This window comes from Planctomycetaceae bacterium (genome assembly GCA_041398785.1).
Taxonomy (GTDB): Bacteria; Planctomycetota; Planctomycetia; order Planctomycetales; family Planctomycetaceae; genus JAWKUA01.
This window is the reverse complement of record JAWKUA010000029.1, coordinates 23262-48710: the sequence shown is the minus strand read 5'-3', so window position 1 is coordinate 48710 and position 25449 is coordinate 23262. Positions and strand designations below refer to the sequence as shown.

The 25449-nt window shown below is 59.4% G+C and carries 23 protein-coding genes; 15 read left to right on the top strand and 8 right to left on the bottom strand.

The window, feature by feature from the left end; all coding sequences use genetic code 11:
* Positions 1 to 58 precede the first annotated feature (58 nt).
* The 7 genes from R3C19_24100 (at position 59) to R3C19_24070 (ending at position 5745) form a co-directional block, all read left to right on the top strand.
* Positions 59 to 445, top strand: a complete 387-nt coding sequence (locus R3C19_24100) for a response regulator (protein ID MEZ6063442.1) — start codon at positions 59 to 61, stop codon at positions 443 to 445.
* 456 nt (positions 446 to 901) lie between these two features.
* Positions 902 to 1987, top strand: a complete 1086-nt coding sequence (locus R3C19_24095) for a chemotaxis response regulator protein-glutamate methylesterase (protein ID MEZ6063441.1) — start codon at positions 902 to 904, stop codon at positions 1985 to 1987.
* 62 nt (positions 1988 to 2049) lie between these two features.
* Complete coding sequence (locus tag R3C19_24090; protein MEZ6063440.1) at positions 2050 to 2874, top strand: protein-glutamate O-methyltransferase CheR; 825 nt, start codon at positions 2050 to 2052, stop codon at positions 2872 to 2874.
* Positions 2875 to 2885: 11 nt separating this feature from the next.
* Positions 2886 to 3338, top strand: coding sequence for a chemotaxis protein CheX (locus R3C19_24085; GenBank protein ID MEZ6063439.1), 453 nt, complete (start codon positions 2886 to 2888; stop codon positions 3336 to 3338).
* Between the two features lie 66 nt (positions 3339 to 3404).
* A complete protein-coding gene (locus R3C19_24080) occupies positions 3405 to 3767 on the top strand; it encodes a response regulator (protein MEZ6063438.1) in 363 nt (120 codons plus the stop codon).
* Positions 3768 to 3818: 51 nt separating this feature from the next.
* A complete protein-coding gene (locus R3C19_24075; protein MEZ6063437.1) occupies positions 3819 to 4295 on the top strand; it encodes a hypothetical protein in 477 nt (158 codons plus the stop codon).
* A 601-nt stretch (positions 4296 to 4896) separates the two neighbouring features.
* Positions 4897 to 5745 (top strand): HDOD domain-containing protein, encoded by an 849-nt coding sequence (locus R3C19_24070; protein ID MEZ6063436.1) that lies wholly within the window; start codon positions 4897 to 4899, stop codon positions 5743 to 5745.
* A gap of 157 nt (positions 5746 to 5902) precedes the next feature.
* On the opposite strand, the gene R3C19_24065 is transcribed toward R3C19_24070, so the two are convergent.
* The gene (locus R3C19_24065; GenBank protein ID MEZ6063435.1) at positions 5903 to 6910 is read right to left on the bottom strand and encodes a methyl-accepting chemotaxis protein; all 1008 of its coding nucleotides are present in this window, start codon (positions 6908 to 6910) and stop codon (positions 5903 to 5905) included.
* 423 nt (positions 6911 to 7333) lie between these two features.
* Here R3C19_24065 and R3C19_24060 point away from each other — a divergent pair, with 423 nt between their 5' ends.
* Complete coding sequence (locus R3C19_24060; GenBank protein MEZ6063434.1) at positions 7334 to 7981, top strand: hypothetical protein; 648 nt, start codon at positions 7334 to 7336, stop codon at positions 7979 to 7981.
* 239 nt (positions 7982 to 8220) lie between these two features.
* Here R3C19_24060 and R3C19_24055 read toward each other — a convergent pair whose 3' ends face one another.
* The 3 genes from R3C19_24055 to R3C19_24045 form a co-directional block, all read right to left on the bottom strand.
* Positions 8221 to 9597 carry a PhoH family protein gene (locus R3C19_24055; protein ID MEZ6063433.1) on the bottom strand — a complete coding sequence of 459 codons (1377 nt, stop codon included), beginning with the start codon at positions 9595 to 9597 and terminating at the stop codon, positions 8221 to 8223.
* A gap of 191 nt (positions 9598 to 9788) precedes the next feature.
* Entirely contained in the window at positions 9789 to 11582 is a 1794-nt protein-coding gene (locus R3C19_24050; protein ID MEZ6063432.1) for an SLC13 family permease, read from the bottom strand.
* Positions 11583 to 11594: 12 nt separating this feature from the next.
* Positions 11595 to 12599: a 3'(2'),5'-bisphosphate nucleotidase gene (locus tag R3C19_24045; protein ID MEZ6063431.1), complete on the bottom strand. Its 1005-nt coding sequence runs from the start codon at positions 12597 to 12599 to the stop codon at positions 11595 to 11597.
* 406 nt (positions 12600 to 13005) lie between these two features.
* On the opposite strand from R3C19_24045, the gene R3C19_24040 reads away from it, so the two are divergent.
* Positions 13006 to 13419 (top strand): hypothetical protein, encoded by a 414-nt coding sequence (locus tag R3C19_24040; GenBank protein ID MEZ6063430.1) that lies wholly within the window; start codon positions 13006 to 13008, stop codon positions 13417 to 13419.
* A gap of 22 nt (positions 13420 to 13441) precedes the next feature.
* Here R3C19_24040 and R3C19_24035 read toward each other — a convergent pair whose 3' ends face one another.
* Entirely contained in the window at positions 13442 to 14155 is a 714-nt protein-coding gene (locus tag R3C19_24035) for a Crp/Fnr family transcriptional regulator (protein ID MEZ6063429.1), read from the bottom strand.
* Between the two features lie 467 nt (positions 14156 to 14622).
* Positions 14623 to 15195, bottom strand: coding sequence for a peptide-methionine (S)-S-oxide reductase MsrA (gene msrA / locus R3C19_24030; GenBank protein MEZ6063428.1), 573 nt, complete (start codon positions 15193 to 15195; stop codon positions 14623 to 14625).
* Between the two features lie 356 nt (positions 15196 to 15551).
* Here msrA and R3C19_24025 point away from each other — a divergent pair, with 356 nt between their 5' ends.
* The 3 genes from R3C19_24025 (at position 15552) to R3C19_24015 (ending at position 20066) form a co-directional block, all read left to right on the top strand.
* A complete protein-coding gene (locus R3C19_24025; GenBank protein ID MEZ6063427.1) occupies positions 15552 to 17621 on the top strand; it encodes a peptidylprolyl isomerase in 2070 nt (689 codons plus the stop codon).
* A gap of 170 nt (positions 17622 to 17791) precedes the next feature.
* The gene (locus R3C19_24020) at positions 17792 to 18565 is read left to right on the top strand and encodes a hypothetical protein (protein ID MEZ6063426.1); all 774 of its coding nucleotides are present in this window, start codon (positions 17792 to 17794) and stop codon (positions 18563 to 18565) included.
* Positions 18566 to 19016: 451 nt separating this feature from the next.
* Entirely contained in the window at positions 19017 to 20066 is a 1050-nt protein-coding gene (locus R3C19_24015; GenBank protein MEZ6063425.1) for a class I fructose-bisphosphate aldolase, read from the top strand.
* A gap of 166 nt (positions 20067 to 20232) precedes the next feature.
* On the opposite strand, the gene R3C19_24010 is transcribed toward R3C19_24015, so the two are convergent.
* A complete protein-coding gene (locus tag R3C19_24010; GenBank protein ID MEZ6063424.1) occupies positions 20233 to 20631 on the bottom strand; it encodes a metal-sulfur cluster assembly factor in 399 nt (132 codons plus the stop codon).
* Between the two features lie 169 nt (positions 20632 to 20800).
* A complete protein-coding gene (locus R3C19_24005) occupies positions 20801 to 21106 on the bottom strand; it encodes a non-heme iron oxygenase ferredoxin subunit (protein MEZ6063423.1) in 306 nt (101 codons plus the stop codon).
* A 471-nt stretch (positions 21107 to 21577) separates the two neighbouring features.
* Here R3C19_24005 and R3C19_24000 point away from each other — a divergent pair, with 471 nt between their 5' ends.
* The 3 genes from R3C19_24000 (at position 21578) to R3C19_23990 (ending at position 25398) form a co-directional block, all read left to right on the top strand.
* Entirely contained in the window at positions 21578 to 22771 is a 1194-nt protein-coding gene (locus R3C19_24000) for an HRDC domain-containing protein (GenBank protein MEZ6063422.1), read from the top strand.
* Between the two features lie 315 nt (positions 22772 to 23086).
* The gene (locus R3C19_23995; GenBank protein MEZ6063421.1) at positions 23087 to 23992 is read left to right on the top strand and encodes an ATP-binding cassette domain-containing protein; all 906 of its coding nucleotides are present in this window, start codon (positions 23087 to 23089) and stop codon (positions 23990 to 23992) included.
* Entirely contained in the window at positions 23989 to 25398 is a 1410-nt protein-coding gene (locus tag R3C19_23990; GenBank protein ID MEZ6063420.1) for an ABC transporter permease, read from the top strand. Before R3C19_23995 ends, R3C19_23990 begins: the two co-directional genes overlap by 4 nt.
* Positions 25399 to 25449: the final 51 nt, after the last annotated feature.

Sequence of the window (25449 nt, the reverse complement as noted above, 5' to 3'; positions counted from 1 at the left end):
CGGACAGGGTCCACCCTTACCTTGAAATGTCCCCTGGAGTTGTGCGGAAAGACAACTGATGAACGCTTTGATCATAGATGACTCGCGGGCGATGCGACGGATCCTGACCAAGATCGTGACTCCGCTGGGTTTCCGCGTCACGGAAGCGGAAGACGGCAAACAGGGTCTCGACCGACTTCTGGAAGCCGGCGCCTTCGAGGTCATCCTCGTCGACTGGAATATGCCGGTGATGAACGGACTGGAATTCGTAAAGGCGGTCCGGGCGGATGACACCTACCGCGATCAGAAGATCGTGATGGTGACCACCGAAACCGAACCCGCTCAGATGGCCCGCGCCCTGATGGCGGGCGTCGACGAATTTGTCATGAAGCCGTTCACCGCCGACAGTTTGGTGGAAAAGATGAAACTGATCGGAGTTCGGATGCAGGCGACTCAGGGTGTCTAGTGCCATGTCCATCGTGTCTTTGATGTGTGCCACTGGCTGTGCCAGTGTCCTCCACCTTTGAAAACACTGGCACAGCCAGTGGCACACGACCCATCGATTCATGCCTGACGAAGCACTGGCCGGACTTCAACTTTTGGTATGTCACTCCTGGTTCGCTCTCCACACTCTCCCCCGACGTCGGATGGCCGCCGGGGAATCGGCGTTCCGCTGATTTCTCGCGGACAGGGATGCCGGAGCCAACCACTTGTTGCGTGCGGCTCAGCCGGTCGGCCCTCACCCCGATTTTTCTGCTGAACGCAGAAAGATCTCCCTCTCCCGCTCGGCGGGCGAGGGGAAGATGTCTGATACCTGGAAAGAAATTGAACACGGTTTTGTGCAATCCGTACTTCTGTTCGTTCACTCGGTTCAATCATCTGGTTCCTGCCGGAAACCATTCACTTCAAAGTCTGTCGTCTCATGTCGGCTTCCATCAACGTCCTGATTGCTGATGACTCCGCGGTAATACGGCGGATGGTCGGTGAAGCGCTGTCAAACACTCCGGGCGTCAACGTCATTGCCGTGGCAAGGAACGGACGGCAGGCCGTTGAACTCAAGGAAGCAAAGCACCCTGACGTCGTGCTGCTTGACATTGAGATGCCGGAGATGGATGGCATCACGGCGCTGCGGGAGATCCGCAAGACGGATCGCCGCACGCCGGTGATCATGTTCAGCTCGCTGACGGCTCGCGGGGCCGAAGCCACACTTGAAGCGCTGTCGAAGGGAGCCAGCGACTACGTCACCAAGCCCGTCTGTTCCGGGTCAATTCAGGATTCGATCAAGTACGTCAGGGAACAGTTGGTGCCCGTCGTACTGCACTGGGGCCGGCGATTCTCCGAACAGCGCCCGAAGCTGGTGCCCGCGAGTCCCCCCGTGACGATTCCGGAAGTGCCGCGTTCCGCTCGAACCCCCGAGATCATTGCGATCGGCTCGTCCACCGGCGGCCCGAATGCTCTGGCGGATGTCCTTTCGCAGCTTCCGGGCGACCTGCGCGTGCCGATTGTGATCGTTCAACACATGCCGCCGCTGTTCACGAAGCTTCTGGCGGAACGCCTTGACCGAAGTTGCCCGCTGACGGTGCGGGAAGGCACGGACCGCACACCGATCCGGCCCGGCGAAGTCTGGATCGCTCCCGGCGACTTCCACATGACTGTGGCGGTCCGGGATGGCATCAGCCGCCTGGAACTCAACCAGGGCTCGAAGGAAAACTCCTGCCGTCCCGCGGTGGACGTGCTGTTTCGCTCTGTCGCCGAACAGTTCGGCGGGCGCAGCCTGGGCGTTGTGCTGACCGGAATGGGAAAGGACGGTGCCGAAGGCTGCCGGCTGCTGAAAAGCAAGGGGGCTCCCATCATCGTTCAGGACGAGGCGACCTGCGTCGTCTGGGGAATGCCGCGAGCCGTGCAGGAAGCCGGGCTGGCGGACAGTGTGCTGCCGCTTCCCGAGATTCCCGCTGCGATCTCACGTCTGACGCAGCGCAACCGACTTCCCGCACTGGCCGAACGCTGAACTCCCGACGATTACCTCTCACGACAGACACTGACTGACAGGACAACCTGAAGACAACTCCCATGACACTTTCAACGCCTGATATCGACTATCTGCGAGCCTCAATTCAAAAGAGGTCGGGGAACGTCATTTCGGCATCTCAAAGCTATCTGCTGGAAGCGCGACTCAAGCCGGTTGCCGAGTCCGCGGGTCTTCACGACGTTCACGCGCTGGTCGCGGAACTGCGGAAGAATCCGGGGAATCCGCTGCATCAGACCGTCACCGAGGCGATGACGATCAACGAAACCAGCTTCTTCCGCGACATGCAGCCATTTGACGCGCTGAAAGAAAATGTCCTGCCGCAACTGATCGAAGACCGCCGGTCCGAACGGTCGCTGTCGGTCTGGTCGGCCGCGAGCTCCAGCGGGCAGGAAGCGTACAGCATCGCCATGCTGATGAGAGCCAACTTTCCGCAGCTTGCGACATGGAAGGTGTCGATTCTGGGAACCGACCTGTCGGATGAAATGGTCCGCCGGACCACGGAAGGTGTCTACAGCCAGTTTGAAGTCAATCGCGGTCTGCCGGCATCGATGCTGGTAAAGAATTTTGATCGAGCGGGGCTGAACTGGCAGGTCAAGCCGGAACTGCGAAGTATGGTTCAGGCACGCAAGCTGAATCTTACGGATCCGTGGCCGACGACGGTCAAATACGACGTCGTCTTCATTCGCAACGTTCTGATCTACTTCGACGTTGAGACCAAGAAGCAGATTCTTCAGCGCGTCTACCAGGCAATGCGACCGGATGGATATCTCTTCCTCGGCGGTGGCGAAACACTGATTCAAATGGACGTTCCGTTTGAACGATTCTCAGCAGGCAAGACCGTGTGTTTTCGCCCGGTCGCAAGATAGGAAACTGATGAATGGCGATTGATACACCGACCATGCGCCACATTATCTCAAACGTGTTTGACGAAATGCTGGCGCTGCCGACACAGGAACTCGGTGCACCGGGCGACGAATTCAGCAATTCGCGTGTCGTGGCCTCGATTCGCATCTCAGGTGCGGCTGAGGAACTGATCATCGTTGAGGCACCGTCGGCGACGGCCAGCCTGATCGGCGAAACCATGTTTGATGCCGAACCCGGCACGCTTGCAGACGAAGAAATCCGGGACGCTGTCGGAGAAGTCGTCAACATGATCGGCGGCAACGTGAAGGGAATCCACGACGGCGACTCGCAGCTTTCACTGCCATGCGTCTCCGAAGAATGCGGCGCGGCGGATGACCAGTGGGACGGATGCGAACTGGCGGCAGTCTCCGTTTCGGGCCTTCCGCTGCTCGTCCGCTGGATGGACATGTGCCCGGCTGCCACGTAGTCGCCGGCGCGGGATTACGATCGAACCACTCAGACAAAGACTTACCATCACGAAAGAGGTCATCCAATGAAGGTACTTATCGTCGACGACAGCAAAGCCATGCGAATGATCGTCAAACGCACTCTGGGACAAACCGATGTCGGTAAATGCGACGTTGTTGAGGCAACCAACGGTCAGGAAGGTCTGGCAAAGGTCGGTTCCGACAAGCCCGATCTTGTGCTGTGCGACTGGAACATGCCGGAAATGTCAGGCATTGATTTCCTGAAGCAGCTTCGCGAATCCGGTTCCGAAGTTACGTTCGGGTTCATTACCTCCGAAAGTGGTCACGACATCCGTGAACTGGCGCTCGAATCCGGCGCGCAGTTCCTCGTGACGAAGCCATTCACCGCGCAGTCTCTGAACGCGGCTCTTATGCCCTGTCTTGCGTGAGCCGGCACTTCCGCCGCGATTCGCTCACTCAACCAAGAAAGACCTTCGACCATGACAACCATCACCATCAAGACTCCCACCGCGGAAAAAGTCACGGCCCTGGTACACGGGCTTCTGGGACTGGACGTCAAACCAGCGCCTTCTGAGGCCGGAGAAGTCTGCTCCATCGCGGAATACGTGGATCAGGACGGAACAGCCGTCGGCTACTGTGCCTGCGATCTCGCAAGCGCCTGCCGTCTTGCCGCCGCTCTCACACAGATTCCTGCCGGGCGAGTCGACGAAGCCATCAAAGACGGCGTGCTGCCCGAAAGCTTCGCCGAAAACCTGGATGAGATCTTCAACATCTGCGTCAACCTGGTTGTGCCGTCAGACGGAAGCCGCGTGGTACTCGGCCGCACGGCCCACGGACCGGCGTCCGAACATTTCGCGGAACTCAAAGCAGCCCACGATTCCGGTACCAGGAAGGATTTCGGATTCGAAGTCGCACGCTACGGAAGATGTCACTTTGACGTTTCCGGATGCCTCTGATTCCGATCGTCGTCGCCCATTCGGGACACGGCGTGATTTCGGACCTTCGATTCACGCCGCGCGGATCGACCCGTCGCCGCGCGCAGCAGGCACCGTCTTGCTGCGGGCTCCGTCGAGTCAGCCCAACCCGCGCCGCTGCTTCGGCGGGACGTGAACAATCTGTGTGCCTCAGTGAAATCTGTGGACAGCCCGTCGCGCGACAGCCTGCGCCCGAGGCTGCTGCGGACGGGTTCCGTCGGGCCGCCGGAACCGACTTCCGACGTCGGCGCGCTCGTGTGGATCACGTCGCCGCGCGCGTATTGCAACTCACGCGCTGGTGCAAAACCCGCAGTCAGGTCACGTGCCTTCCACAACTCCAGCAACAGATCAGGCGGCGCAAGCGGCAGGCATGGCTGCAGTTTCCTGGATTTCAGGGAGCACCTGACATCATCCCCACGAGTGAAATCCCTTTTCTCGTTCAATGTCATGTTCTCGAATTCCTACGGACGATCTATAATTCAGCGTTGGTGTTGACATGGGACTGGGGTAAGACCCGCCTTCGGATCCCTTGTCGACTTTATTCCAGTGGAATCTGTGTTGATGAGCAATCGGAGGGATTTCCATGGGAAGTGGGCCACTGCAACTTGATCACGAGTCACTTGTAAGAACTGCAAATGCGCTGCCGCCGCTTCCGCTGACGCTGACGCGGCTGATGGATCTGTTCGCTGACGAGCAATATGACCTGCGCGACGTTGTTCGCACGGTCAAACTTGATGCGACTCTGGTAGGACGACTGCTAAGGCTGGCAAACAGTGCGGCCTATGGTTCACGGCCGACCGCCTCGACAGAGGAGGCGATACTGCGAGTCGGGTCGGGTGCGGTCTTATCGATTGCCATGTCTGACAGCGTCCGACCAAAGAAGAACCCCGACTTGTCCGCATTCGACCTGACACCGGACAGCTATTGGCGGCACGCCGTCGCCTGCATGGCGTGTGGTCAGGAGCTTTCCAAACTGTTGTCGAACCGCCTTAGCGATGAACTTCTGCTGTCTGCCCTTCTGCACGATTTCGGCAAACTTGTGCTGTCGGAGTTTCTGACCGATGACCACAAGAAGGCACTCCATGATCGGTCGGTCGACATGCCATTTATCAACCGGGAAATGGCTGTGCTGAGCGTGAACCATGCCGAGGTTGGTGCTGTGGTGGCTCAGGCATGGAAACTGCCGGAATCCATTGCGCGTGCCGTTCAGTATCATCATACTCCGGACGATTGCGGTTCCGACCTGTGCTACGGCCTGTGCATCTCCAACTTTTTGGCATGGATGGTCGAGGGACAGCCGGAACGCTGGACGGCGGAAGGTGACGTTTTTCAGGCGGCCACCGATTCATTCTCGCTGCACCGGGATTCGCTGTCTGATGTTGTCCGCCACGCTCGCAAGCGGCTCGACGACACGCTGGAAGCTTTTGCATAGCTGGCCAGCGCCACGTTTCATGAAACATCAGTCCTGTTGCTGGCTGCATCAGCTGCAGGGCGCTGGCCGCGGTTGTGTTCGAAGAGAACCGGGGTTAGCGCCGTGCGGCTGGCAGGTAGATTCTCATCTGCCGCACGCCTTATTCCCGTGCAACTCCTTACCTTCCCCGGGAATGACTCTTCTCGGCCAGCATCTGGTCCAGTCGGTCGAACACCTGATCGCTGCCGGTTTCCATAGCATCGAGGGCAGTTGTCAGAGCGCTGGAATGTTCGCCAATGGCACCCGATTCCAGCAGATCGAAGACGCGACGTGTCGCCTGATGCACGGCTTCGTGCGGTGCTTCGAGTCTTCGAAAGGCTGAGGTTCCGGAGAACGACGATCGGCCGTCACCTTCGTAGTACCACTTGCCAAGCCGGCAGTTGCGGCAGTCCACGAATGCAAAGGTCGGCTTGCCGTCGATCACACTCAGGTAGGTATTGACCTTCCAGATCACGTGGTCGATCTTTGCGAGACTCATGAAGACCCGCTCGTTGGACGCCACGACACGCTCGGTGGCATCGGCATTTCTTTCGCTGGTTTCGTGGATGCGTTCATTCAGACCGCCCACGGTGCCGCGGATTCCGCAGCTTCGTTCATCCAGGTCACGAACCCGAACCGCCACGCGCTGCGAATTCGCCAGGATGGACTCCACGGACGCACCGATGTTGTCAACCGCTTCGCGCGTCTGCTGAGACAGCGCCTTCACTTCGTTGGCGACCACAGCGAATCCCTTGCCCGCGTCGCCGGCCCGGGCCGCTTCGATGGTGGCGTTCAGCGCCAGCAGGTTGGTCTGAGCGGCCACCTTCTGGATCAAAGCGACAAAGGAATGAATCCCCATCAGCTGCCGGTCGGTTTCTTCGACCAGTTCCCGCATCTCCGACACGGCGGCGCTCAGTTGGTCAACTTCCGACCGGATTGTTTCAGACTCGGTGGCCAGTTGGTTGCATTGTTCCTCAATCTGCCGGCAGTTATCGATGTTCTCGACATTGACCGCTACGGAATCGGCAAGGTTTGATTGAATGTTGACCAGTCCCGCCTTGAGCTGGACGTTTTCCTGCCGCAGAACCTGCGTCAACTGGTCGTCGGTGTCTCGTAGAAGGACGGGTGCTTCTTCTAAACTCAGCATCGGTGCATCATCCATCAGGTGGAACGGAAAAGCTGTCCAGACGGTAATCGTGCAATCGCGCGCGGGCTTGCGTGGTAACCCGACTGACGAAGCCCGGAGTCACGTTCTGCCGACGTGGCCGCTGCAAAATCGGAATCACTGGTGAAAACGTCGCGGTCGTCCCGGCCGATGCGGCGCGGCCGGGAGCCACTCGGGTAATTGTTCCGGCGGTCACGGCTGACGATTCGGCTGCGGGAGGACGCGGCCGGGATTGATTCCGGGAATCTGACTGCTGAACCCGGATTTCCGGCAACCGCAGGACATTTCTTCGGAAAATGAACGTCTTCGGGTTGCGGCGCCGACGTGACCTTCCGTTTGCGCTGCACGTGCCGGGCATCTTCGTCCGCCCGGCAGAACTTCTCCCGCATTCGAAAGGATCGAATCATGGGCGACAACCTCCGTCTGCGTCTGCCGACGCTGGAAGTCTGGGCTCACGAATCCGGTGCCGCGTTTTCTCATTCCGGACGGTCACTGACCGTTGCGGAAACCAGAATCGCACGGTTCGTGTTCCAGCAGTCCATTGATCTGGAACCCGTTCGAATCGTCAGAGCTGCGATCGCGGCTGCTCCCACGACACTGGGCAACAACATTCGCATTCAGGACGACATGTCCAACCGCGTGCTGGTGCATGAGCTGACGCACGTCTGGCAGTACCAGAACATGGGAACCAGCTCCATTTCGAACTCGGTCTGTCATCAGGTGGCCGCGACATTCAGCAGTGGCAGCCGGAACGCCGCGTACAATCCGACGGTGGTTGCCGGGCAGGCGTTTCGCGATTATTCGGCCGAACACCAGGCGGTGATCGTCGAACGCTGGTATGCCGATGCCGCCTATCGTGCCAACGCGGACTATCAGGCTCTGGTGGACGAAGTTCGTCGAGCCCGGCCGCTGCCTCAAAACGTGCGCCGCCGGCTGATCCTGGAGGAAGCGGCGTTTGGTTCCGGCATGGGCAACCAGAATCTGCTCGCTCCCAGTCAGCAGCAGTACTTCCTTCGCGGCCCGAACGTACCGCTGCTGCGGATCGAATTCTGACCGTCCTGCCAAGCCGCGGCAGATGAGAATACACCCTCCCGTTTCAACGGGAGGGTCGAAGTTTGATCGCCGTGCAGGCGACCAAACGAGGGGAGGGCGTCCGCGCAACGGGAGTTCCCCGTGCGACCCCCTCCCCGCGATCGAACGCCTGAACGGCATTCGATCGGCGACCCTCCCGTGGAAACGGGAGGGTGCAGAAATTGTCGCTCTGCATTGGTCAATTCTCATCTGCCCATCGCCTACAGCAGGCTGCTGGCGGCTTCGGACAGTTCGGAGCGGACGCCTTTTTCCAGCGTGACGTGAGCGTACAGATGCTGGCCCTTCATGCGGTTGATGACATACGTCAGGCCGTTCGAGGCTGAGTCCAGATACGGATGGTCGATCTGCTGAATATCGCCCGTCAGCACGATCTTCGTGCCTTCACCCGCGCGGGTAATGATGGTTTTGACTTCATGCGGAGTCAGGTTCTGAGCTTCATCAACAATGAAGAAAGTCTGCTGCAGGCTGCGTCCGCGAATGTAGGCCAGCGGAGTGATCTGCAGGCGTTCTTCCTCCATCATCTGACTGACCATGTCCCGGGATCCGGGGTTTTCGTGTTTGATGACCGACAAATTGTCGAACAGCGGCTGCATGTACGGTTCGATCTTGGCCTGGACGTCACCGGGCAGAAATCCGAGATCACGATTGCTGAGCGGCACAATCGGCCGTGCCAGCAGAATCTGGCGGTAGGCCGCCACGCGGTCCAGTGCCGCTGCCAGCGACAGCAGCGTCTTGCCCGTTCCCGCACGGCCGACCAGGGTAATCAGCTTGATGCGGTCGTCCGTCAGCGCCTGCAGCGCGAACGACTGTTCGGCGTTTCGCGGGCGGATTCCGAAGCAGGACGACTTTGTGATCCGGCAAAACTGAGACAGTTCCGAGTTGAATGACGCAAGCACGGAACGTGACCCGTTGCGCAGGATGAAGTTCTCGTTGCTGACCGGTGATTCCACAATGCAGACATCAGCGGCCGGGACACATCCTTCGTTTTGAAAAAGCTGGTCCAGAACTGCGGAAGGCACGTCATTGACGGTCCGCCGTCCCGTGTACAGCGCGTGCATGTCCTGCACACGATCACTGTTGTAGTCCTGCGAAATCATGCCGAACGCCTTGGCCTTCAGTCGCAGATTGGTGTCCTTGGTCACCAGGACAACTTCGCGTTCTTCCATCAGTTCCGACACCGCCAGCGCCGTATTCAGAATGCGGTGGTCAGCGCTGTCGTGAAGGAACGATTGACGCGTGCGGGCACTCTGCAGACTCATCAGCACGCGAATTCGCCCAAGTCCGTCGCCCAGCGGGGCTCCTTCGTCGGACATCACGTCGCCCGTCAGACTGTCGAGCTGCCGGAGGAACTGCCGCGCCTGAAAGTTCAGGTCTCCGTCGCCCTTCTTGAAGCGATCCAGTTCTTCCAGAACCGTGATCGGCAGAGCAATGTCGTTCTCTTCGAAATTAAAGATACACGCCGAATCGTGAAGAATGACGTTGGTATCGAGAACGAACAGTTTGACGTTGTTTTGGCTGGTCTTGGCTTCACAAGCCGGTTCGGCAAATGAACCGTGCATCCCTGCCTGGCTGATCATTCAAGGCATCCGCTGAATGAAGTCGCGACGGTGATCCAAACACGCCTGAGGCGAAAGTCTACGCCGATCCTGACCACGGGAGCAAGATCGACGTAGCGAGCGCTGCGACGGCAGTGTGGCCGACAATTATGCAGTTTTCGTGAAGAGTCCTGGCCGACGGCGACATTCGGACAGACGGCTTTTCGCGCCGGTCAGAAGGGCCAGACCTGTGGGACAATCATCAACGTGATGATCCCCACCAGAATACTAAGCGGCACTCCCAGCTTCAGATAGTCGGTCGACCGATATCCGCCGGGACCGTAAACCATCATGTTTGTCTGGTAACCATAGGGCGTCGCGAAGCTTCCGGCGGCCCCCATAATGACGGCGATCGCAAACGGAGAAATGCTGATCCCCATCGATTCCGCCGCTTCGCGAGCGATCTCCAGCACAAGCACCGCCGCGGCTTTGGCGGTAATCATGTTTGTCAGCGTCACAGACAGCACAAAGATGATCGCCAGCATTAACTGCGGGCTGTTACCGACCAATTTCAGCGTCTGATTAACAACAAAGTCTGACGCTCCGCTGGTTCTCATGGCATTGCCGATACCCAGTCCGGCGGCCATGACCAGCACAACGTTCCAGTCGATCGATCGTCTGGCGTCGCTGGTCCGCGAGCAGCGAAACAGGATCATCAGCAGTGCTGCGGGAAGAGAAGCCAGCAGAGCCGCGTCCTTGATGCCGTAGGAACTAAGCACCGACGCGGCGATGATGAAGCCCAGCATAATCAGCCGGGCAATCCAGGCTTTTTCGTGGCGGACCGGAGCGGAATTCTGGACTTCGCTGACAAGGTAGAAGTGCCGGGAATTGCGCTGCCGTTCGATGAAGTTCGGGTTTGATTCCAGCAGCAGAGTGTCGCCGGCCTGCAGCCGGATGTCGCCGATCTTTCCCGGCAAACGCGTACCATCGCGATTCACAGCGATGATGGCTGCGTTGTACTGCGACCGAAATCTGGACTCACGAATTGTCATTCTCAGGTACGGATAGCTGCCGGACACGACCGCTTCCACCAGACAGCGATGTGCTCGCGGACCATTCAGCTTGAACAACTGATCGGTTGCCGGTTTCAGCCCCGGAATCCGCTGCAGGTCCACCACGGATTCGACGACGCCGACAAACACCAGGTGATCGTTCGCTTCCAGCAGCGTGTCGGAACTGACGGCCGGAATCACGTGTCCGCCCCGGTCAATTTCCATCAGATACACGCCGGGAAGATGCCGCAGGCCGGCCTGTTCGATTGTCTTACCGACCAGCGGGCTGCCGGCGTCGACTTCCATTTCGACGGTGTATTCCCGCGGATCGTCCATCGAAGTGAATGCCGGTTTGCGTTCCGGAATCCACTTCGTGGCAAACGTGATGAACGCCAGGCCGGCGACCGCAGTCGGGACACCGACCCACGCCAGTTCGAACATTGTCAGGCGGCTTTCGGCGGGCAGTTCGCCGTTGATGACAATCGTCGTGCTGGTTCCGATCAGCGTACACATGCCTCCCAGGATCGCCGCGTAACTTAAAGGCAGGAACAGATGGCTGACGGAGATTCTGTGCTTGCGGGACCAGTCGCTGAGAATCGGCATCATCAGGGCGACAACAGGAGTATTGTTCAGCACGGAACTAAGCATGGCGGCCGGCACCATCGCACGCAATTGCGCGGACACGCGGCCTTTGGGAGTTCCCAGCAGCCTCATGCCGATCCACGCCAGTGCTCCCGTGCGCTGCAGTCCGTCAGCCACGACAAACAACACGGCGACGGTCATGACACCCGGATTCGCGAATCCCTTCAGCCCGTCTTCGACGCTGAGCCCGAACTTTACATCGAAGGCTCCATACACCAGCAGGGCCGCCAATCCGGCCAGCAGTGTGATGTCCGCGGAAAACCGCAGCACCATGATTCCCACGATCGATGCGGAAATGACGAACAGCGTCAGCGCGGTTGAGAGCCACTCCATAGCAGTCCCCGCTTATACGGCGTTCCCGGGAGCATTCTTCACGACGGCGATGACAACAGAATCGTGAAAGCGACCGTTTGTGACCAGCATGCCCTGATTGGCCGACAGAGTCGAACCGTGATTGAACTCAACATCGCGGCCCTGAATGTCGGTGACCCGTCCGCCGGCTTCTTCCACCACAATCACGCCGCCGGCGTGGTCCCAGATCTTTTCCTGATAGCCTCGGCGCGTCGGCAGACGCAGATAGATGTCGGCGTCTCCGCGGGCGACCGCCAGATACTTGCACTGGCTGTCAATCCGGAACGGTTCGTTCTGAATGCCCAGGTCCGAGGCAATCTGGCCTGACCAGTCATGAGAACTGTGCCCGGATTCCACCGATTCACAAAATCGAGCGTCGATGGGATTGACGGTCTGAGTCACCGCGATCGGTGCTGCGTCAGCGTGCGGATCATCCAGCGGCTGTTGAAAACTGCCCTGGCCGCGCACCGCCCATGCCAGCACTCCGCGAGGTCCCTCGGGATGCAGGGAATTCAGCGGCATGTTCGGACACCCCAGCACTCCCACCTGGATCTTCCCATCAACGACCAGCGACAGCGAAATCGCGTACTGGTCCTTTCGCAGAAAACCTTTTGTTCCGTCGATTGGATCCAGAGTCCAGAATCGCGGCCGGTACTCCTGCAGATCTCCGCGATCGATCCAGCCGCAGATTTCGTCACCCGTCGCGGGAACGCCGACCGCGCCGCATTCTTCGCAGATGCGGCTCAGGAAGGCACTGCCGGCATCGGTGCGCAGTTCTTCGGCACCTTCTTCCCCGATCACCGGATCATTCGGAAACGCCCACTGCAGCGTGCGGCAGATCAGAGCCTGGCTGGCGAAGTCCGCCACCGTGACGGGACTCTTGTCCTTCTTTTCCAGCGATTCTTCGGTGATGGAAGCCTGCACGGCTCGGCACACGGCGGCTGCCTGCCGGACCGCCTGCAACGCCGTTTCCAGTTCGGACGAATAGTCTTCGGACATCCTGATTCTTTCTGAGTGCCCGGCAGCGGGCGACAGATCACGATTCCTGAAACAGCGCGCAGCCGCCGTTTTCCGCGGAAATTGCGAACAAAACCGGCCGGATTGTCGTGTCACACAAGGGAACTGCAAGCATTGTCCTGAGGAAACCGGCTTGCGGCGCAGGACCGACACCCAAAGCGCATGCGCAATCCGCAGGTCGCGACGGCGGAGACGACTTGCACCGGTCGCACCGCCAGTCGCTCGTGTGATCGAAGCAATCCGCTTATGGGTCCATGCCAGCGGCGAGCATCCAGGCAGACCCGCAGCGGAATGTTGCTCGCACGCCGCGCGCGAAACCTGGCTGGCGTTAGCGGACCGTTCGTCTGGCAGCGAACCCGGCGACCGACGGCGTGTCCGATACTTCGCTATGAACTACGCCACTCAGGATCCAGAAACCCTCACGGACGCGCTGCCCGTGACCGCTGCGAAGCCGACATCCGCTGAGGATGTTCGAGTGGGCAGCTACGTCACCGTGCTGCGGTCCGCCTGCGAACTGCCGTCGTTTTTCTGGGGAGCAGACGTTGGCGCTTTTCCGCCGGAACTGCCGATTCGCTATCAGCACATCCCCTGCAACAGCGGGACTCCTCTGAAGGTGAAAGCGGTCTGTGTCCCCTTCGTGCTGGTCAGGGATCCGAATGGAAATCACCTGACGCTGGACCTGCGCCGCAGTGAAGTGGCAACCCTTTCGGACGACTACGCGAAGCTGACGTGGCAGAATCTGCGTCGCGGAAGGTACCGCGGCCTGCGCAAACTGAAGCGGAAGAAACGCGCGAAGAAATAGCGGCAGGAATTGCGGCGCGTTGTCAGACGGCAGCCGCCAGTCGCAGAGGACCGAAGTCGACCAGGCTGGTCATGTCTTCGACCCGTTTCAGAACAACGCGGCGGCGCTGGATTTCCACCATGCCTTCCTGCTGCAGTTCGCCAAGAGTAATCGTCACCGTCTCCCGCGTCGCGCCGATGACGCTGGCGAGATCCTGGTGAGAGATCTTCATCGCAATCAGCAGACCGTCGGGCTGGCGACGGCCGTACTTCTCGGCAAGTTCCAGCAACAGATGAATCAGCCGGTCACGACTGGAACGAAACAGCAGCGACTTCAGCCGGCGTTCAATGCGTCTGAGCCGAAATCCGAACAGCCGAGTCATCCCCAGCGAAATATCCGGATTTTCCGCCATCACGTGCTGCATGACGTGACGGGGCATCAGAACGACAAAGCACTTGTCCGCGGCTTCCGCGTATTCTTCGCGGCGGTGCTCGTCGAACACGGACAGTTCGCCGAAGAGTTCTCCCGGTTCGACAAAGCCCAGAATCGCCTGCTTGCCTTCGGGCGTCACGTGGTAAATTCGAACCCGACCGCGTGCCAGCAACAGGATTGAATCGCCCATGTCGCTGGGCAGATAGATGAACTCGCCGCGCTGAAATTCGCGGGCAAAGCAGGCTGCTTCAATTCCGCGAATCTGCTCCGGAGTCAGTTGGCGGAACAGCGGACAGTTTTTCAGATACCAGAACTTTTCATTCATTTCCGGTCGCCTGACGATGCTGCTCACGCACGCGGCATGAGACGCCTTCTCCGTAGCCGCTTTCCATGTTGCCGGATTTCTTCTGGCCGCGGCGGACACTGATGCTTTTCGCAACTCTTTGGCCTGCGGCCGATGAGAACAGACCCTCCCGTTTCAACGGGAGGGTCGAAGTTTGATAGCCGTGCAGGCGATCAAACGAGGGGAGGGCGTCCGCGCGACGGGAGTTCCCCGTGCATGGCCCTCCCCGCGATCGAACGCCTGAACGGCATTCTATCGGCGACCCTCCCGTTTCAACGGGAGGGTGAAGCGATTGTCGCTCTGCATTGGTGAACACTTATCTGCCGATCGCCTTACGGTCGCGAGCCTGAATACCTCGTTTTTCCCCGCCCGCGGCATATCTCTCCGACCATGGAATGGCTGCGACAGACAGGACAGCCTATCCAGCGGCGCGCCGGACACGACGTATCTCACCGGACTTCGGCCGGTTCCTTCTTCAGCATCGACTGATACCGCTTTTGGAACTTCGCAACTTTCGGCCCGACCACGATCTGGCAGTAGGGCTGGCCGCCGTTCTGATCGAAGTAGTTCTGGTGGTAGTCTTCGTCCGGATAGAACTTTTCGAATTCTTCGAGTTTCGTCACGATCGGCCGATCGAAGTCGCCGGACGCGTTCAGTGTCCGGATCATGTCCTGCGTCTGCTGCTTCTGTTCCTCGTCGTGGAAGAAAACAACCGACCGATACTGAGTTCCGACGTCGGCTCCCTGACGATTCAGCGTCGTCGGATCATGCGTGTGAAAGAACACGTCCAGAACCTGTTCGAAGGCGATTTCCTTCGGATCGTATTCAATCTGAATCACTTCCGCGTGACCGGTGGATCCGGTGCAGACCTGAGCATACGTCGGGTTGACCACGCTGCCTCCGCTGTAGCCCGACGTCACCTTCTTCACACCCTTCAGTCGGTCATAAACAGCTTCGGTACACCAGAAGCATCCGCCTCCGAAGGTTGCCAGTTTGGTTTTCGAATCATCCGTCTGGTACATCCCTGGATTCCTTACTCCGTAGGTCAGCGAGCAAAACAGACACGGCTCCGCTGCCTGAGTTTTACGCAGGCGGCATTGGAATTTCAAAACCGCCACAGAAATCGTCGGCGTCGCGGCGAAAGATTCGCGGTACCTCCCCGAACACGCGTTCTGCCGCGCCGACTCACATTGCCCCGAAACCGGAATGTGTGCAACAATCAGCGACGCCAAACCCGTCCCGCCGCGCTCAACGGAATCGCGCCCGGCGGCGTCTCGTTTCGGGCGGAACTGCCGCAGCCTGAGTTCGCCGGCGGAATTGTCATCCGGGCAGGGACAGGCATTAAGCACGAAGCCACGCACGAATCAAAGGATTGACCATGTCGCTGATTTCGCGAATCGCCGGAAGGGAATTCGGCCGCGGTCGTCGTCGATCCCGGCGACAACGGGCAGCCCGGCCATCGACGGCGGCGGATGTGCTGGAAGCTCGCGTGCTGCTGTCCGCGACAACAATCTCACCGCTGGAGAATGTTTCGCTGAAGTCTGACACGGACGTGAAGACGGTCAGCCTGAACAGCCATTTCGATGACCCGGCGATCGAAGGTTCCACGGTCCGCATCGAGACACCGCTGGGCAGCTTTATCATAGAAACGTACGACCGAGTGACACCTCTGACGGCGGCGAATTTTGTCAGCCTTGCCGGCGGCGGAAACTACACCGACATGTTCATCCACCGATCTGATCCCGGATTCGTGATTCAGGGCGGCGGGTACACGATGTCCCAGACGGAACAGGTCGGCAACGTCGCCAACAACGGCAACGTCGTCAATGAGTTTGACAACTGGTTCGATCCGGAACTCGGCGGACTGGAACCGGGGACTCCGCTGAACGTCCGCGGCACGGTGGCGATGGCCAAACAGGCGGGCGACCCGAACAGCGCCAATTCGCAGTGGTTCGTCAGTCTTGGTGACAATTCCTCGATACTGGATCCGCAAAACGGCGGGTTCACGGTGTTTGGTCACGTGCTGTTTGACGGCATGCAGACGGCGGACGCGATCGCCGCGCTGCAGATCGTCAACGCGGGTTCTCCGTTCAATGAGTTGCCTGTTCGGAATTACGAATCGGGCAGCATCCTTCGCCAGCATCTCGTGACGACCACCACAACCGTCGTCGACGAATTGACGTTTCAGGTCACAGGCAACACGAATCCGGACGTGGTTTCCGCCGTCGTGATCGATGGTCAGTTGCAAATCACCGGAGTGCCGGGGCAATCCGGAACGGCAACGATTACCGTCACTGCGACCGACCTGGACGGTCAGACCGCCGCCAGTTCGATGGATGTCGTCGTCCCGCTGTCGGCTTCCGTCACGGCGCCTGCCGGCAGTTCGTCGGACCTGCGACCGACGTTCACCTGGACATCCGCGGTTCAGGCGACGAAATACGAACTGTGGGTCAACCGCATTGGCGGACCGTCAGCGATCATCCATGAAACAAACATCAGCGGCACATCATTCACCACGACGGAAGATCTGCCGTTCGGCGAATACCGCGTCTGGGTTCGTCCGGGAAATGAAGCCGGCAACGGAATCTGGAGCGATCCGCAGGCATTCAGCCTGATTCTCGCACCTGTCACAGTGACGGCACCGTCAACATACAATGTCACTGTGCGGCGACCGGTCATCGAATGGACGGCTTCGGAAAACGCAGCTTCGTACGACCTCTGGGTCAGCCGCATCGGCAGCGGAGCCGGACAGGTGATTCGTGAACCATCGCTGACCGGCACGTCGTTTACTCCGACGCAGGATCTGAGCGACGGCATCTACCGTGTCTGGGTGCAGGCGAAAAGCGGTGCCGTAACATCGGTGTGGAGCACCGGCCTGACCTTCGAAATCGCCATCACGAAGGCTCCGACAATTACCGGTCCCGAAGGAATATCCACGACACCGCGTCCGCAGTTCACCTGGACCGGCGACGCGTCGGCAACCTACGAACTGTGGGTGAATCAAATCGGCGGTGCAGCGCGGGTGATACACGAAACTGCGATCACGGGAACATCGTTCACGCCGTCAACTGACCTTGTCAACGCTCCGTACAAGGCGTGGGCTCGCAAGCGACCGGCAACCGGAGATCCGGGAACATGGAGCGAGCCGTTCCAATTCACGGTCGGCGTGCCTCCGGGTTCAACACAGATATCTGATGTCACGGGCACGAACACCGCCCGCCCGACGTTCATCTGGTCAGCGGCAGCCGGCGCGGTGCGGTACGAACTGTGGGTCAACGATCTGACTCGCAATGTCGTTCGGGTCATCCACGAAACGTCCATCACCGCGCTGCAGCACACCGCCGGAAGCGACCTTGCGACCGGGCAATACCGAGCGTGGGTCCGGGCGGTCGCCGGCGGAAACGTGGCCGGAACATGGAGCAGCGCGTTCAACTTTACGCTTGTTTGAAGTTGACCGACTGTGTGCGTCGTCATGCGTGACGCAAGTCCCGTGACTCGCGTCACGATTGGAAATTGCACGGCTTCGTGTATTCTGCGGCCCGGCTCACACGGACAGCGTTATTGCCACGGACCGGCATTCGTCGCCCACTCGCTCGTTTCCTGGCAGGAGTCGTCCCGATGAAATTTCAAAGTCCTGTTGCTCTCACCACCGGCCGCATCGTGGCGGCATCCGTTGTCCTGGCAAGCCTCTGCAATGCACCGGCGTTCGCCGCGCCACAGGACGCCGCGAAGAAGGAAGCCGTTGATCCTTCGGGAACGTGGCACTGGGAACACGACGAAAACGGTGTCTCCGTCAAAGATGCCCTGACACTCAACTATGACCGCAAAGCCAACCAGCTTACCGGACGCTACAAGGGGAACATCGGTCCGATCAAAATTGAAAACGGCAGAATCGACGGTGACAAGCTGGAGTTCCGTTTTGATGTCGACCTGGAAGGCACCAAAATCGGGCTGAAGTTTGACGGCGTGATCAAGGGCGAAGAAGTCAACGGAACGGTCTCCATCGATGCCAGCGGTCAGACGGCTGAATTCCCCTGGACGGCAGCGCGATCACTCGAGCCCGAAGATGTCGCGGGGACGTGGTCGCTGAAGCTGGAAACACCTGACGGAAACACTCTGACCCCGACCGTCAAGTTCACCGTGACCGGTGACAGCATCAAGGGCGACTACACAGGGCTGAACGGACAGTTCCAGGCAGCCGCGAAAGATGTGACGGTCAAAGACGGCAAACTGATGTTCACAGTCAGCGGCGAACGCGACGGAAACACTCTGACGGCGAAATACACAGTGACTCCCAAAGGAGACTCGCTCTCCGGCAAGATCGCCTACGACATCAATGGCAACGCCGGTGAACTGGACGTGATCGGCACCAGAAAAACCGACGAAAAATAGTCCGCGACTTCTCGTCAGCGCCGCCGAGCCCTCAAGTTTCGCGCAGTACCCGTCACGCTCCGCGCGACGAACCGGCAAGGCGGCCTCCCAACCACCACACCCGCCACATCGGATCCAAATCGCCGTTCTCATAGACCGCGCTGCTCGCCGCCGCATCGCATTCCTCCCCGTGCGTGAGCCGCGCGACGTCATTGCGCAATCATCACCACGGATCCTCTGAAAGACGGCTCACCGAAATTTCGCCGTCCCGCGTAGGTCAGAAGTATGGTGTGGAAAACTGACGGCCGCCTGGACATTTTCGCGTGGTTGGCGTGCGAAATTGCGAAGGTTCAGGCAGACTTCGCTCGTTTGCGCCGACCTGTTGCTTGCGGTGACTCGTCGGCGCCACTGTTCCGTGAACCTCATTTCCGCGCGATGAGTTCGTCAATAACTTCAGCGCTGGAGTCCCTTCATGTCAAAGACCGTCGAATTACTTGGCAAGGAATCAGACTCGCTGCTCAATTATGTCTGCAAAGGAATCCCTGCCGAATCGCTGCACGTCCCGGGTCCCGATTCGGTTGACCGGCTGTTTATTCCGAGCGATCGAAACTGCCGGACGCTGGCGAGTCTGCAGCGGCTGCTGGGTCACGGCCGGCTGGCAGGGTCGGGATACGTTTCCATCCTGCCTGTTGACCAGGGAATCGAACATTCCGCCGGCGCGTCATTCAGCCCGAACCCGGCGTACTTCGATCCTGAGAACATAGTGAAGCTGGCCATTGAAGGCGGTTGCAACGGCGTTGCCTCCACCTTCGGCGTGCTGGGCAGCGTCGCCCGACGTTACGCTCACCGCATTCCGTTCATCGTCAAGATTAACCACAACGAACTGCTGACGTACCCGAGTCGCTTTGATCAGGTCATGTTCGGCAAAGTGCGGCAGGCTTATGACCTGGGAGCCGTCGCTGTAGGTGCGACGATCTACTTCGGATCCGATGAATCCAGCCGACAGATCGTGGAAGTTGCGGAAGCATTTCAGGAGGCCCACGAACTCGGGATGGCGACCATCCTGTGGTGCTATCTGAGAAACCCGGCGTTCAAGGCAGATCGGGACTACCACGTGGCGGCTGACCTGACCGGACAGGCCAACCACCTTGGCGTGACGATCCAGGCGGATATCGTCAAACAGAAGTTGCCGGAAAACAATGGAGGCTACACTGCGCTCAAGTTCGGCAAGACATCCCCGATTGTCTACGAGCAACTCACCACCGATCACCCGATTGATCTTTGTCGTTACCAGGTCGCAAATTGCTACATGGGTCGGGTCGGCCTGATTAACTCCGGCGGCGCATCAGCCGGAGCGGATGACCTTGCGCAGGCTGTCCGCACGGCTGTTATCAACAAACGAGCGGGCGGCATGGGACTGATCAGTGGCCGCAAGGCGTTTCAGCGACCGATGACAGAAGGGGCACAACTGCTGCAGGCAATTCAGGACGTGTACCTCGATCCGCAGGTGACGATCGCGTAGCTGCCCCGTCGCGTCATCCGGTACCGACGATTGAAAGCGACAGCCTCCGGGCATGCTGCCGCGCGTCACCGCAGTCGCTCCCGCTTCGGTCCGGGGAATGTCCGCGTGGTCGATACCGTCCGGCCCGCGTGTTGCGCCCACGCGACCAAGCGCTCAGCCCCGCGAATCAGAAGATGCCGAGTTGGTCGCGGGCTTCGTCGGTCATGCGTTCGGGAGTCCATGGCGGGGACATCGTCATCGTGATCCTGGCCTCGTTGACATCATGCAGGCGTTCCAGAGCCATCTTTGCCTGGCTGACGATCTGCGGTCCCGCGGGGCAGGCCGGGCTGGTGAGTGTCATTTCCACAGCCACCCTGCCGCTGTCTTCTGCGTCCTGTTCCACCGAGTAGACCAGTCCGAGATCAACGATGTTGACCATCAATTCCGGGTCGATGACCTGCTTCAGGGCCTCAATGTAGGTCGCTTCCGTCGACGGTGCGGTTTCCGGCGTTTCGGGGGCGACGGAAGATTCGGCCGTCGAATCGCCGGCGGGGGTCATGTGTTCATTCTGTGCATCAGTTGTCATCGGGGGCTCTTCCGGAAGGTTCACTGAAGGAAATGTGCGCGGCAGCGAGTTATCGTGCCGCCATTGTAGCCGGAATGACACGAACCGGCAGGTTCGCCGCTCGTCGATCAGCGAACCGAAGCTGCCTGTGCCGTAATCACGGGACGCTGGCCGGGGCGTCGAAAGTTTCTCAGCTGGGTCCGGCCCAGACGGCGCCGTCGCGGATTTCGGTCCGAAACGTGCGAATTGGTCTGGTGGCCGGCATGCACAGTGCCGCACCGGTTTTCAGGTCGAATCGTGCTCCGTGCCGCGGACAGACGATGGCGCAGTTTTGAATGTCGCCATTCGTCAGCGGCTGCCCGTCGTGAGAGCAGACGTCTTCGACCACGTAGTAGTCGTCACCCAGCCGAATAACCAGCGCCGGAGTTTCGTCGACTTCCACAGAACGACGCTGGCCGTCAGCCAGTTCTTCCGTCCCGATCACACGTTCCATCATCTGTTCATACTCCACAGACAGGACCGGCGCCGGCCCGGGGACGTCCGGGCGGACACAACAACGATCGTCCCCCGTTTTACACACGTCGCCGTTCCGCCGAAGGCTGCAAGGCCGGAATTCCCGCATTTTTCCGACGTCCGCCGGAAACCGGGAACCAACGACCGGAAATCAGGACAAACACAATCCGGAATCCCCGGCGCGGGCTTGCGAAGCAGGGATGGTGAACGCGAGAATCGCTCCCGCTGGTGTCAGCCAGTCCCGCACCGTCAACTCTGCCCCGTCATCCTCAGTTCCCTGCGGCCGCGTCAATTTGCTGTCAGAGCCGCGGCATACACGAATGCTTCGGTTTCCGCAGCCGCATTACTCTGTCCTGCTTCTGCCAGAAATCAGAAATCGGAAGCCGGCAGTCGTTCAGTGATTTCGAGGCAGAGCCTCAGTCATACTCTCCCGGCGAGCCTTCCGTCGACCACCATGAATTCAGCCGTCATTTCTCACCACAAAGATTTTGTCGATCTTTGCCACCACATTCAGGCGGCCGGGATTGTCGCCTTTGATACGGAGTTCGTTTCGGAAAGCACCTACCGACCTGCGCTGGGGCTGCTGCAGTTTGCCACGGAGGAACAATCCGCGGCGGTGGATCCGCTGTCGGTGGGCGACCTGTCGATGTGGTGGGAAATCATGGCGGACGACTCCACCACCGTGATCGTCCACGGCGGCCAGGCGGAGATTCGCTTCTGCCTGCAACTGATCGGGCGGCGTCCGAAGAAGCTGTTTGACATCCAGATGGCGGAAGGCTTTCGCAGCCGGAGCTACCCGCTGTCGTATTCGGCGATCGTCCAGCGCGTGCTGAATCGCCGCGTTGACGGCAGCCAGACTCGCACCGACTGGCTGCGTCGACCGCTGTCGGACGACCAGTTGCGGTACGCTCTGGAGGACGTCGAACACGTTCGGGCGATCTGGAAGCGGCAGGTCAACTGTCTGAAAAAGCAGGGGCGGCTGGCATGGGCCGAATCCGAATTCGAACGCCTGATCACCGACATTCATGCTGACGAACAAACGCCGCCGTGGGAACGCATTTCGGGAGCCCACAAGCTGTCTCGACGAGACCTTGCCGTTCTGCAGAGTCTGGCCCGCTGGCGTGAAGGCGAAGCGGCATCGCGAAATCGGCCGGTTCGACGGATCATGCGCGATGACCTGATGATTGACCTGGCGAAACGCAAGCCCAGAACCGGTCGCCAGGCTCTGGCCACCCGTGATCTCAATCGCCCCGAATACAAACGACAGATCGATACCATCGTTCAGATCATCCAGGAAGCCTGCAGCATTCCGGATGACGAACTTCCGTCGCGGCCGGAAGATCGTCGCCAGGAATCGTCGTCTGATGAGCAGGTGATTGGAAAACTGCTGTCGCTGTCGCTGTCAAATCGGTGCGCCGAACTGGACATCGCGCAGTCACTGGTTGCTAACAATCTCGATCTGAATGAACTCGTGCGCTATCACCGCTTCGGCATGAACGGACACGGGCTGCCCCGGATTCTGGACGGCTGGCGGGCTGAAGTCTGCGGCCAGCTTCTGATCGATGTGCTGGATGGAAAAGTCGGGTTTCGGGTCGCTCCGCCCGGCAGCAGCACGCCGCTGGTGTTTGAAGACCTCAAGCCGGAATGAAACAAAGCGAGGAAGCATCGCAGTCGTGTCTCCCGTCGGGCGGTTCGACGGGGGGAACAGCGGTGCCGCGCGGGCGGGTCGGCAAACGTCGCGAATCCCGCAATTTGATGCAAATTGCGAATGCCGGCCTGCGAATGATGTTTCGGGGTGTCCGGACTGCCTCCCGGCCGTCACCTCGGAATTCACTCAATCGCGGTGATCCGGCCGGTGTCAGTCACCGTTCCTGAAAGTGCCTTACACGAAGCGGCACCAAACGGAACCGGCCCGCACGATCGCTCCCCGCAGGAAAAAATCAGTTTCGGAGATCAACCATCGATGTCGGAGTGTGCTGTCAGGTTGTCCGGAGTCACCAAGCGGTTTGGCAATGTGACCGCCGTGGATTCTCTGGACCTGAACGTTCTGCAGGGTTCCATCCACGGCTTCATCGGTCCGAATGGATCGGGAAAGACGACGACAATTCGCATGATCCTGCGGATCTTTGACCCGGACGACGGTCGTCTGGAAGTGCTGGGGCAGGAATCCGGGACCTGTGCCGACGACCGTATCGGCTATCTTCCGGAGGAACGCGGTCTCTATCGCCGGATGAAGGTGCGCGACCTGCTGACGTATTACGCTCGCCTGAAGGGTCACTATGACTGCCAGACCGACATCACGAACTGGCTGGAGAAACTGGGAGCCGCCGACTGGGGAAGCCGCAGAATTGACGGTCTCTCAAAAGGCATGTCGCAGAAGGTGCAGTTCATGGCCGCCGTCGTCGCCAGGCCCCGGCTGTTGATTCTGGATGAGCCGTTCAGCGGCCTGGATCCTGTCAACCTGGAAGTCCTGCGGAACGCGATTCTGGAACTTCGCAGTCAGGGCACCACGATCATCTTTTCGACTCACGACATGGACGTCGCGGAACGCCTGTGCGACACCGTGTTCATGATCTGCGAAGGCCGAAAAGTGCTGGACGGATCGATCGACGAGATTCAGCGGCAGTATCCCGCCGATCAGATCAAGGTGCGGCTTGCTGAAGGCCAGACGATTCCCGACAGGCTGCCGGCTGTGGAATCAGCAGAAAAGGAAGGTGCCCACACGATTCTGACACTTTCCGACCCTTGTCGAACCAATGACGTCCTGAATGCTCTGGTCAGCTGCGCTCAGGTCGAACACTTCGAACTGCTGCGACCGTCGCTGCACAACATTTTCGTCCGAATTGCTCAGACCGGCGGAACTCCATGAAGAAGATCCTCACGATTGCCCGCCGCGAATACCAGGCGATGGTCGGCACCAAGGCTTTCATCATCGGACTGGCCATGATGCCGGTGCTGATGGCGGGAGGAATGTTTATTCCCGGACTGCTGAAGGGCCTGCAGAAGTCGGAAGTACGCCGGATCGCAGTCATTGACCATACCGGCGAACTCTTCGACGCGCTGAATGCGGCGGCCGATCAGAAGAACCTGGTTACTCAGATTCTGCAGGGCACTGCAACGGGTGATGCCACTGCCGACGTTTCCGATCATGATCGTGAAGAAAAGGCTGCCAAAGAACAATTCGGCCTGGACGACATCAATACCTACCTGCTGGAACCGTTTCCCGCCGCGGACTTTGGAGACGAACAGCGCCTGCAACTTTCCGACGACGTTCGCTCGGGACGATTGCACGCATTCGTTGAGATTCCTGGTGACCTGACGAAGCCTCCCGCAGTGGATCTCAGCGAGCCGAAGTCGCTGCAGCTTCCCGAATCGAAATACTACTCCGAAGACGCGGCGCTGTCCGACGTCAAACGCTGGATACAAACAACGATCAATCAGATCATCAGAACACGGCGCCTGACGGAGTCCGGAATTTCACCGCAGACGATCGTGGAACTCGAACGCCAGGCTCCCGTGGCGGCTGCCGGACTGTTCGCCAGAGACGACAGCGGCAGCATCGTCAGCGAAGCGAAGCCGGATGAACTGACCAGCCTGTTTCTGCCGATGGGCGTCATGATGCTGATGTTCATGATCCTGATGATGTCCGCTCAGCCGATGCTGGAAAGTGTTCTGGAAGAAAAGACGCTGCGAATCACCGAAGTACTGCTGGGATCAGCCAACGCGCGGCAACTGATGACCGGAAAACTGCTGGGCAATGTCGGTGGTTCGCTGACCGTCTTTTCGCTTTACGGCTTCGGAGCCTACGCGCTGGCGAACTACAAGGGCTACGCCGACAACATTCCGTTTCACGTCGTTCCCTGGTTTGTGATTTATCAGGTTCTGGCCGTGCTGTTTTTCAGTTCGATCTTCATGGCAATCGGAGCCTCCGTGAGTCAGCTTAAGGAAGCACAGGGCCTGCTGATGCCCGTCTGGATGATGCTGGTGCTGCCGATGATGGTTTGGTTCAACGTCGTCCGCGAACCGAACGGAACTCTGGCACTGGCGCTGTCCTTCTTTCCCCCTTCAACTCCCATGATGATGGTGTTACGGCTGGCGACAGGTGCCAACGTTCCGTTCTGGCAGATCGCGGTCAGCATTCTGATCATGCTGGTCAGCACCGCCGTGATCGTCACCGCCGCCAGCCGCATTTATCGAGCCGGAATTCTGTGGCAGGGCAAGACGCCAAAACTCTGGGAAATGGCTGCCTGGATCGTCCGGAATCCGGCGAAATGAAGCCGCGTGGCGCGTTCAGAACCCCTTCACGGAGATGCGGGGGGCGGCTAC

Bases quoted from the DNA above. Each gene is read 5' to 3' on its own strand.
- R3C19_24095 (MEZ6063441.1), top strand. From the start codon at position 902: ATGTCGGCTTCCATCAACGTCCTGATTGCTGATGACTCCGCGGTAATA.
- R3C19_24055 (MEZ6063433.1), bottom strand. From the start codon at position 9,597: ATGATCAGCCAGGCAGGGATGCACGGTTCATTTGCCGAACCGGCTTGT.
- R3C19_23990 (MEZ6063420.1), top strand. From the start codon at position 23,989: ATGAAGAAGATCCTCACGATTGCCCGCCGCGAATACCAGGCGATGGTC.
- R3C19_24050 (MEZ6063432.1), bottom strand. From the start codon at position 11,582: ATGGAGTGGCTCTCAACCGCGCTGACGCTGTTCGTCATTTCCGCATCG.
- R3C19_24075 (MEZ6063437.1), top strand. From the start codon at position 3,819: ATGACAACCATCACCATCAAGACTCCCACCGCGGAAAAAGTCACGGCC.
- R3C19_23995 (MEZ6063421.1), top strand. From the start codon at position 23,087: ATGTCGGAGTGTGCTGTCAGGTTGTCCGGAGTCACCAAGCGGTTTGGC.
- R3C19_24085 (MEZ6063439.1), top strand. From the start codon at position 2,886: ATGGCGATTGATACACCGACCATGCGCCACATTATCTCAAACGTGTTT.
- R3C19_24005 (MEZ6063423.1), bottom strand. From the start codon at position 21,106: ATGATGGAACGTGTGATCGGGACGGAAGAACTGGCTGACGGCCAGCGT.
- msrA (MEZ6063428.1), bottom strand. From the start codon at position 15,195: ATGTACCAGACGGATGATTCGAAAACCAAACTGGCAACCTTCGGAGGC.
- R3C19_24035 (MEZ6063429.1), bottom strand. From the start codon at position 14,155: ATGAATGAAAAGTTCTGGTATCTGAAAAACTGTCCGCTGTTCCGCCAA.
- R3C19_24015 (MEZ6063425.1), top strand. From the start codon at position 19,017: ATGTCAAAGACCGTCGAATTACTTGGCAAGGAATCAGACTCGCTGCTC.
- R3C19_24040 (MEZ6063430.1), top strand. From the start codon at position 13,006: ATGAACTACGCCACTCAGGATCCAGAAACCCTCACGGACGCGCTGCCC.
- R3C19_24025 (MEZ6063427.1), top strand. From the start codon at position 15,552: ATGTCGCTGATTTCGCGAATCGCCGGAAGGGAATTCGGCCGCGGTCGT.
- R3C19_24070 (MEZ6063436.1), top strand. From the start codon at position 4,897: ATGGGAAGTGGGCCACTGCAACTTGATCACGAGTCACTTGTAAGAACT.
- R3C19_24065 (MEZ6063435.1), bottom strand. From the start codon at position 6,910: ATGCTGAGTTTAGAAGAAGCACCCGTCCTTCTACGAGACACCGACGAC.
- R3C19_24090 (MEZ6063440.1), top strand. From the start codon at position 2,050: ATGACACTTTCAACGCCTGATATCGACTATCTGCGAGCCTCAATTCAA.
- R3C19_24010 (MEZ6063424.1), bottom strand. From the start codon at position 20,631: ATGACAACTGATGCACAGAATGAACACATGACCCCCGCCGGCGATTCG.
- R3C19_24100 (MEZ6063442.1), top strand. From the start codon at position 59: ATGAACGCTTTGATCATAGATGACTCGCGGGCGATGCGACGGATCCTG.
- R3C19_24045 (MEZ6063431.1), bottom strand. From the start codon at position 12,599: ATGTCCGAAGACTATTCGTCCGAACTGGAAACGGCGTTGCAGGCGGTC.
- R3C19_24060 (MEZ6063434.1), top strand. From the start codon at position 7,334: ATGGGCGACAACCTCCGTCTGCGTCTGCCGACGCTGGAAGTCTGGGCT.
- R3C19_24080 (MEZ6063438.1), top strand. From the start codon at position 3,405: ATGAAGGTACTTATCGTCGACGACAGCAAAGCCATGCGAATGATCGTC.
- R3C19_24020 (MEZ6063426.1), top strand. From the start codon at position 17,792: ATGAAATTTCAAAGTCCTGTTGCTCTCACCACCGGCCGCATCGTGGCG.
- R3C19_24000 (MEZ6063422.1), top strand. From the start codon at position 21,578: ATGAATTCAGCCGTCATTTCTCACCACAAAGATTTTGTCGATCTTTGC.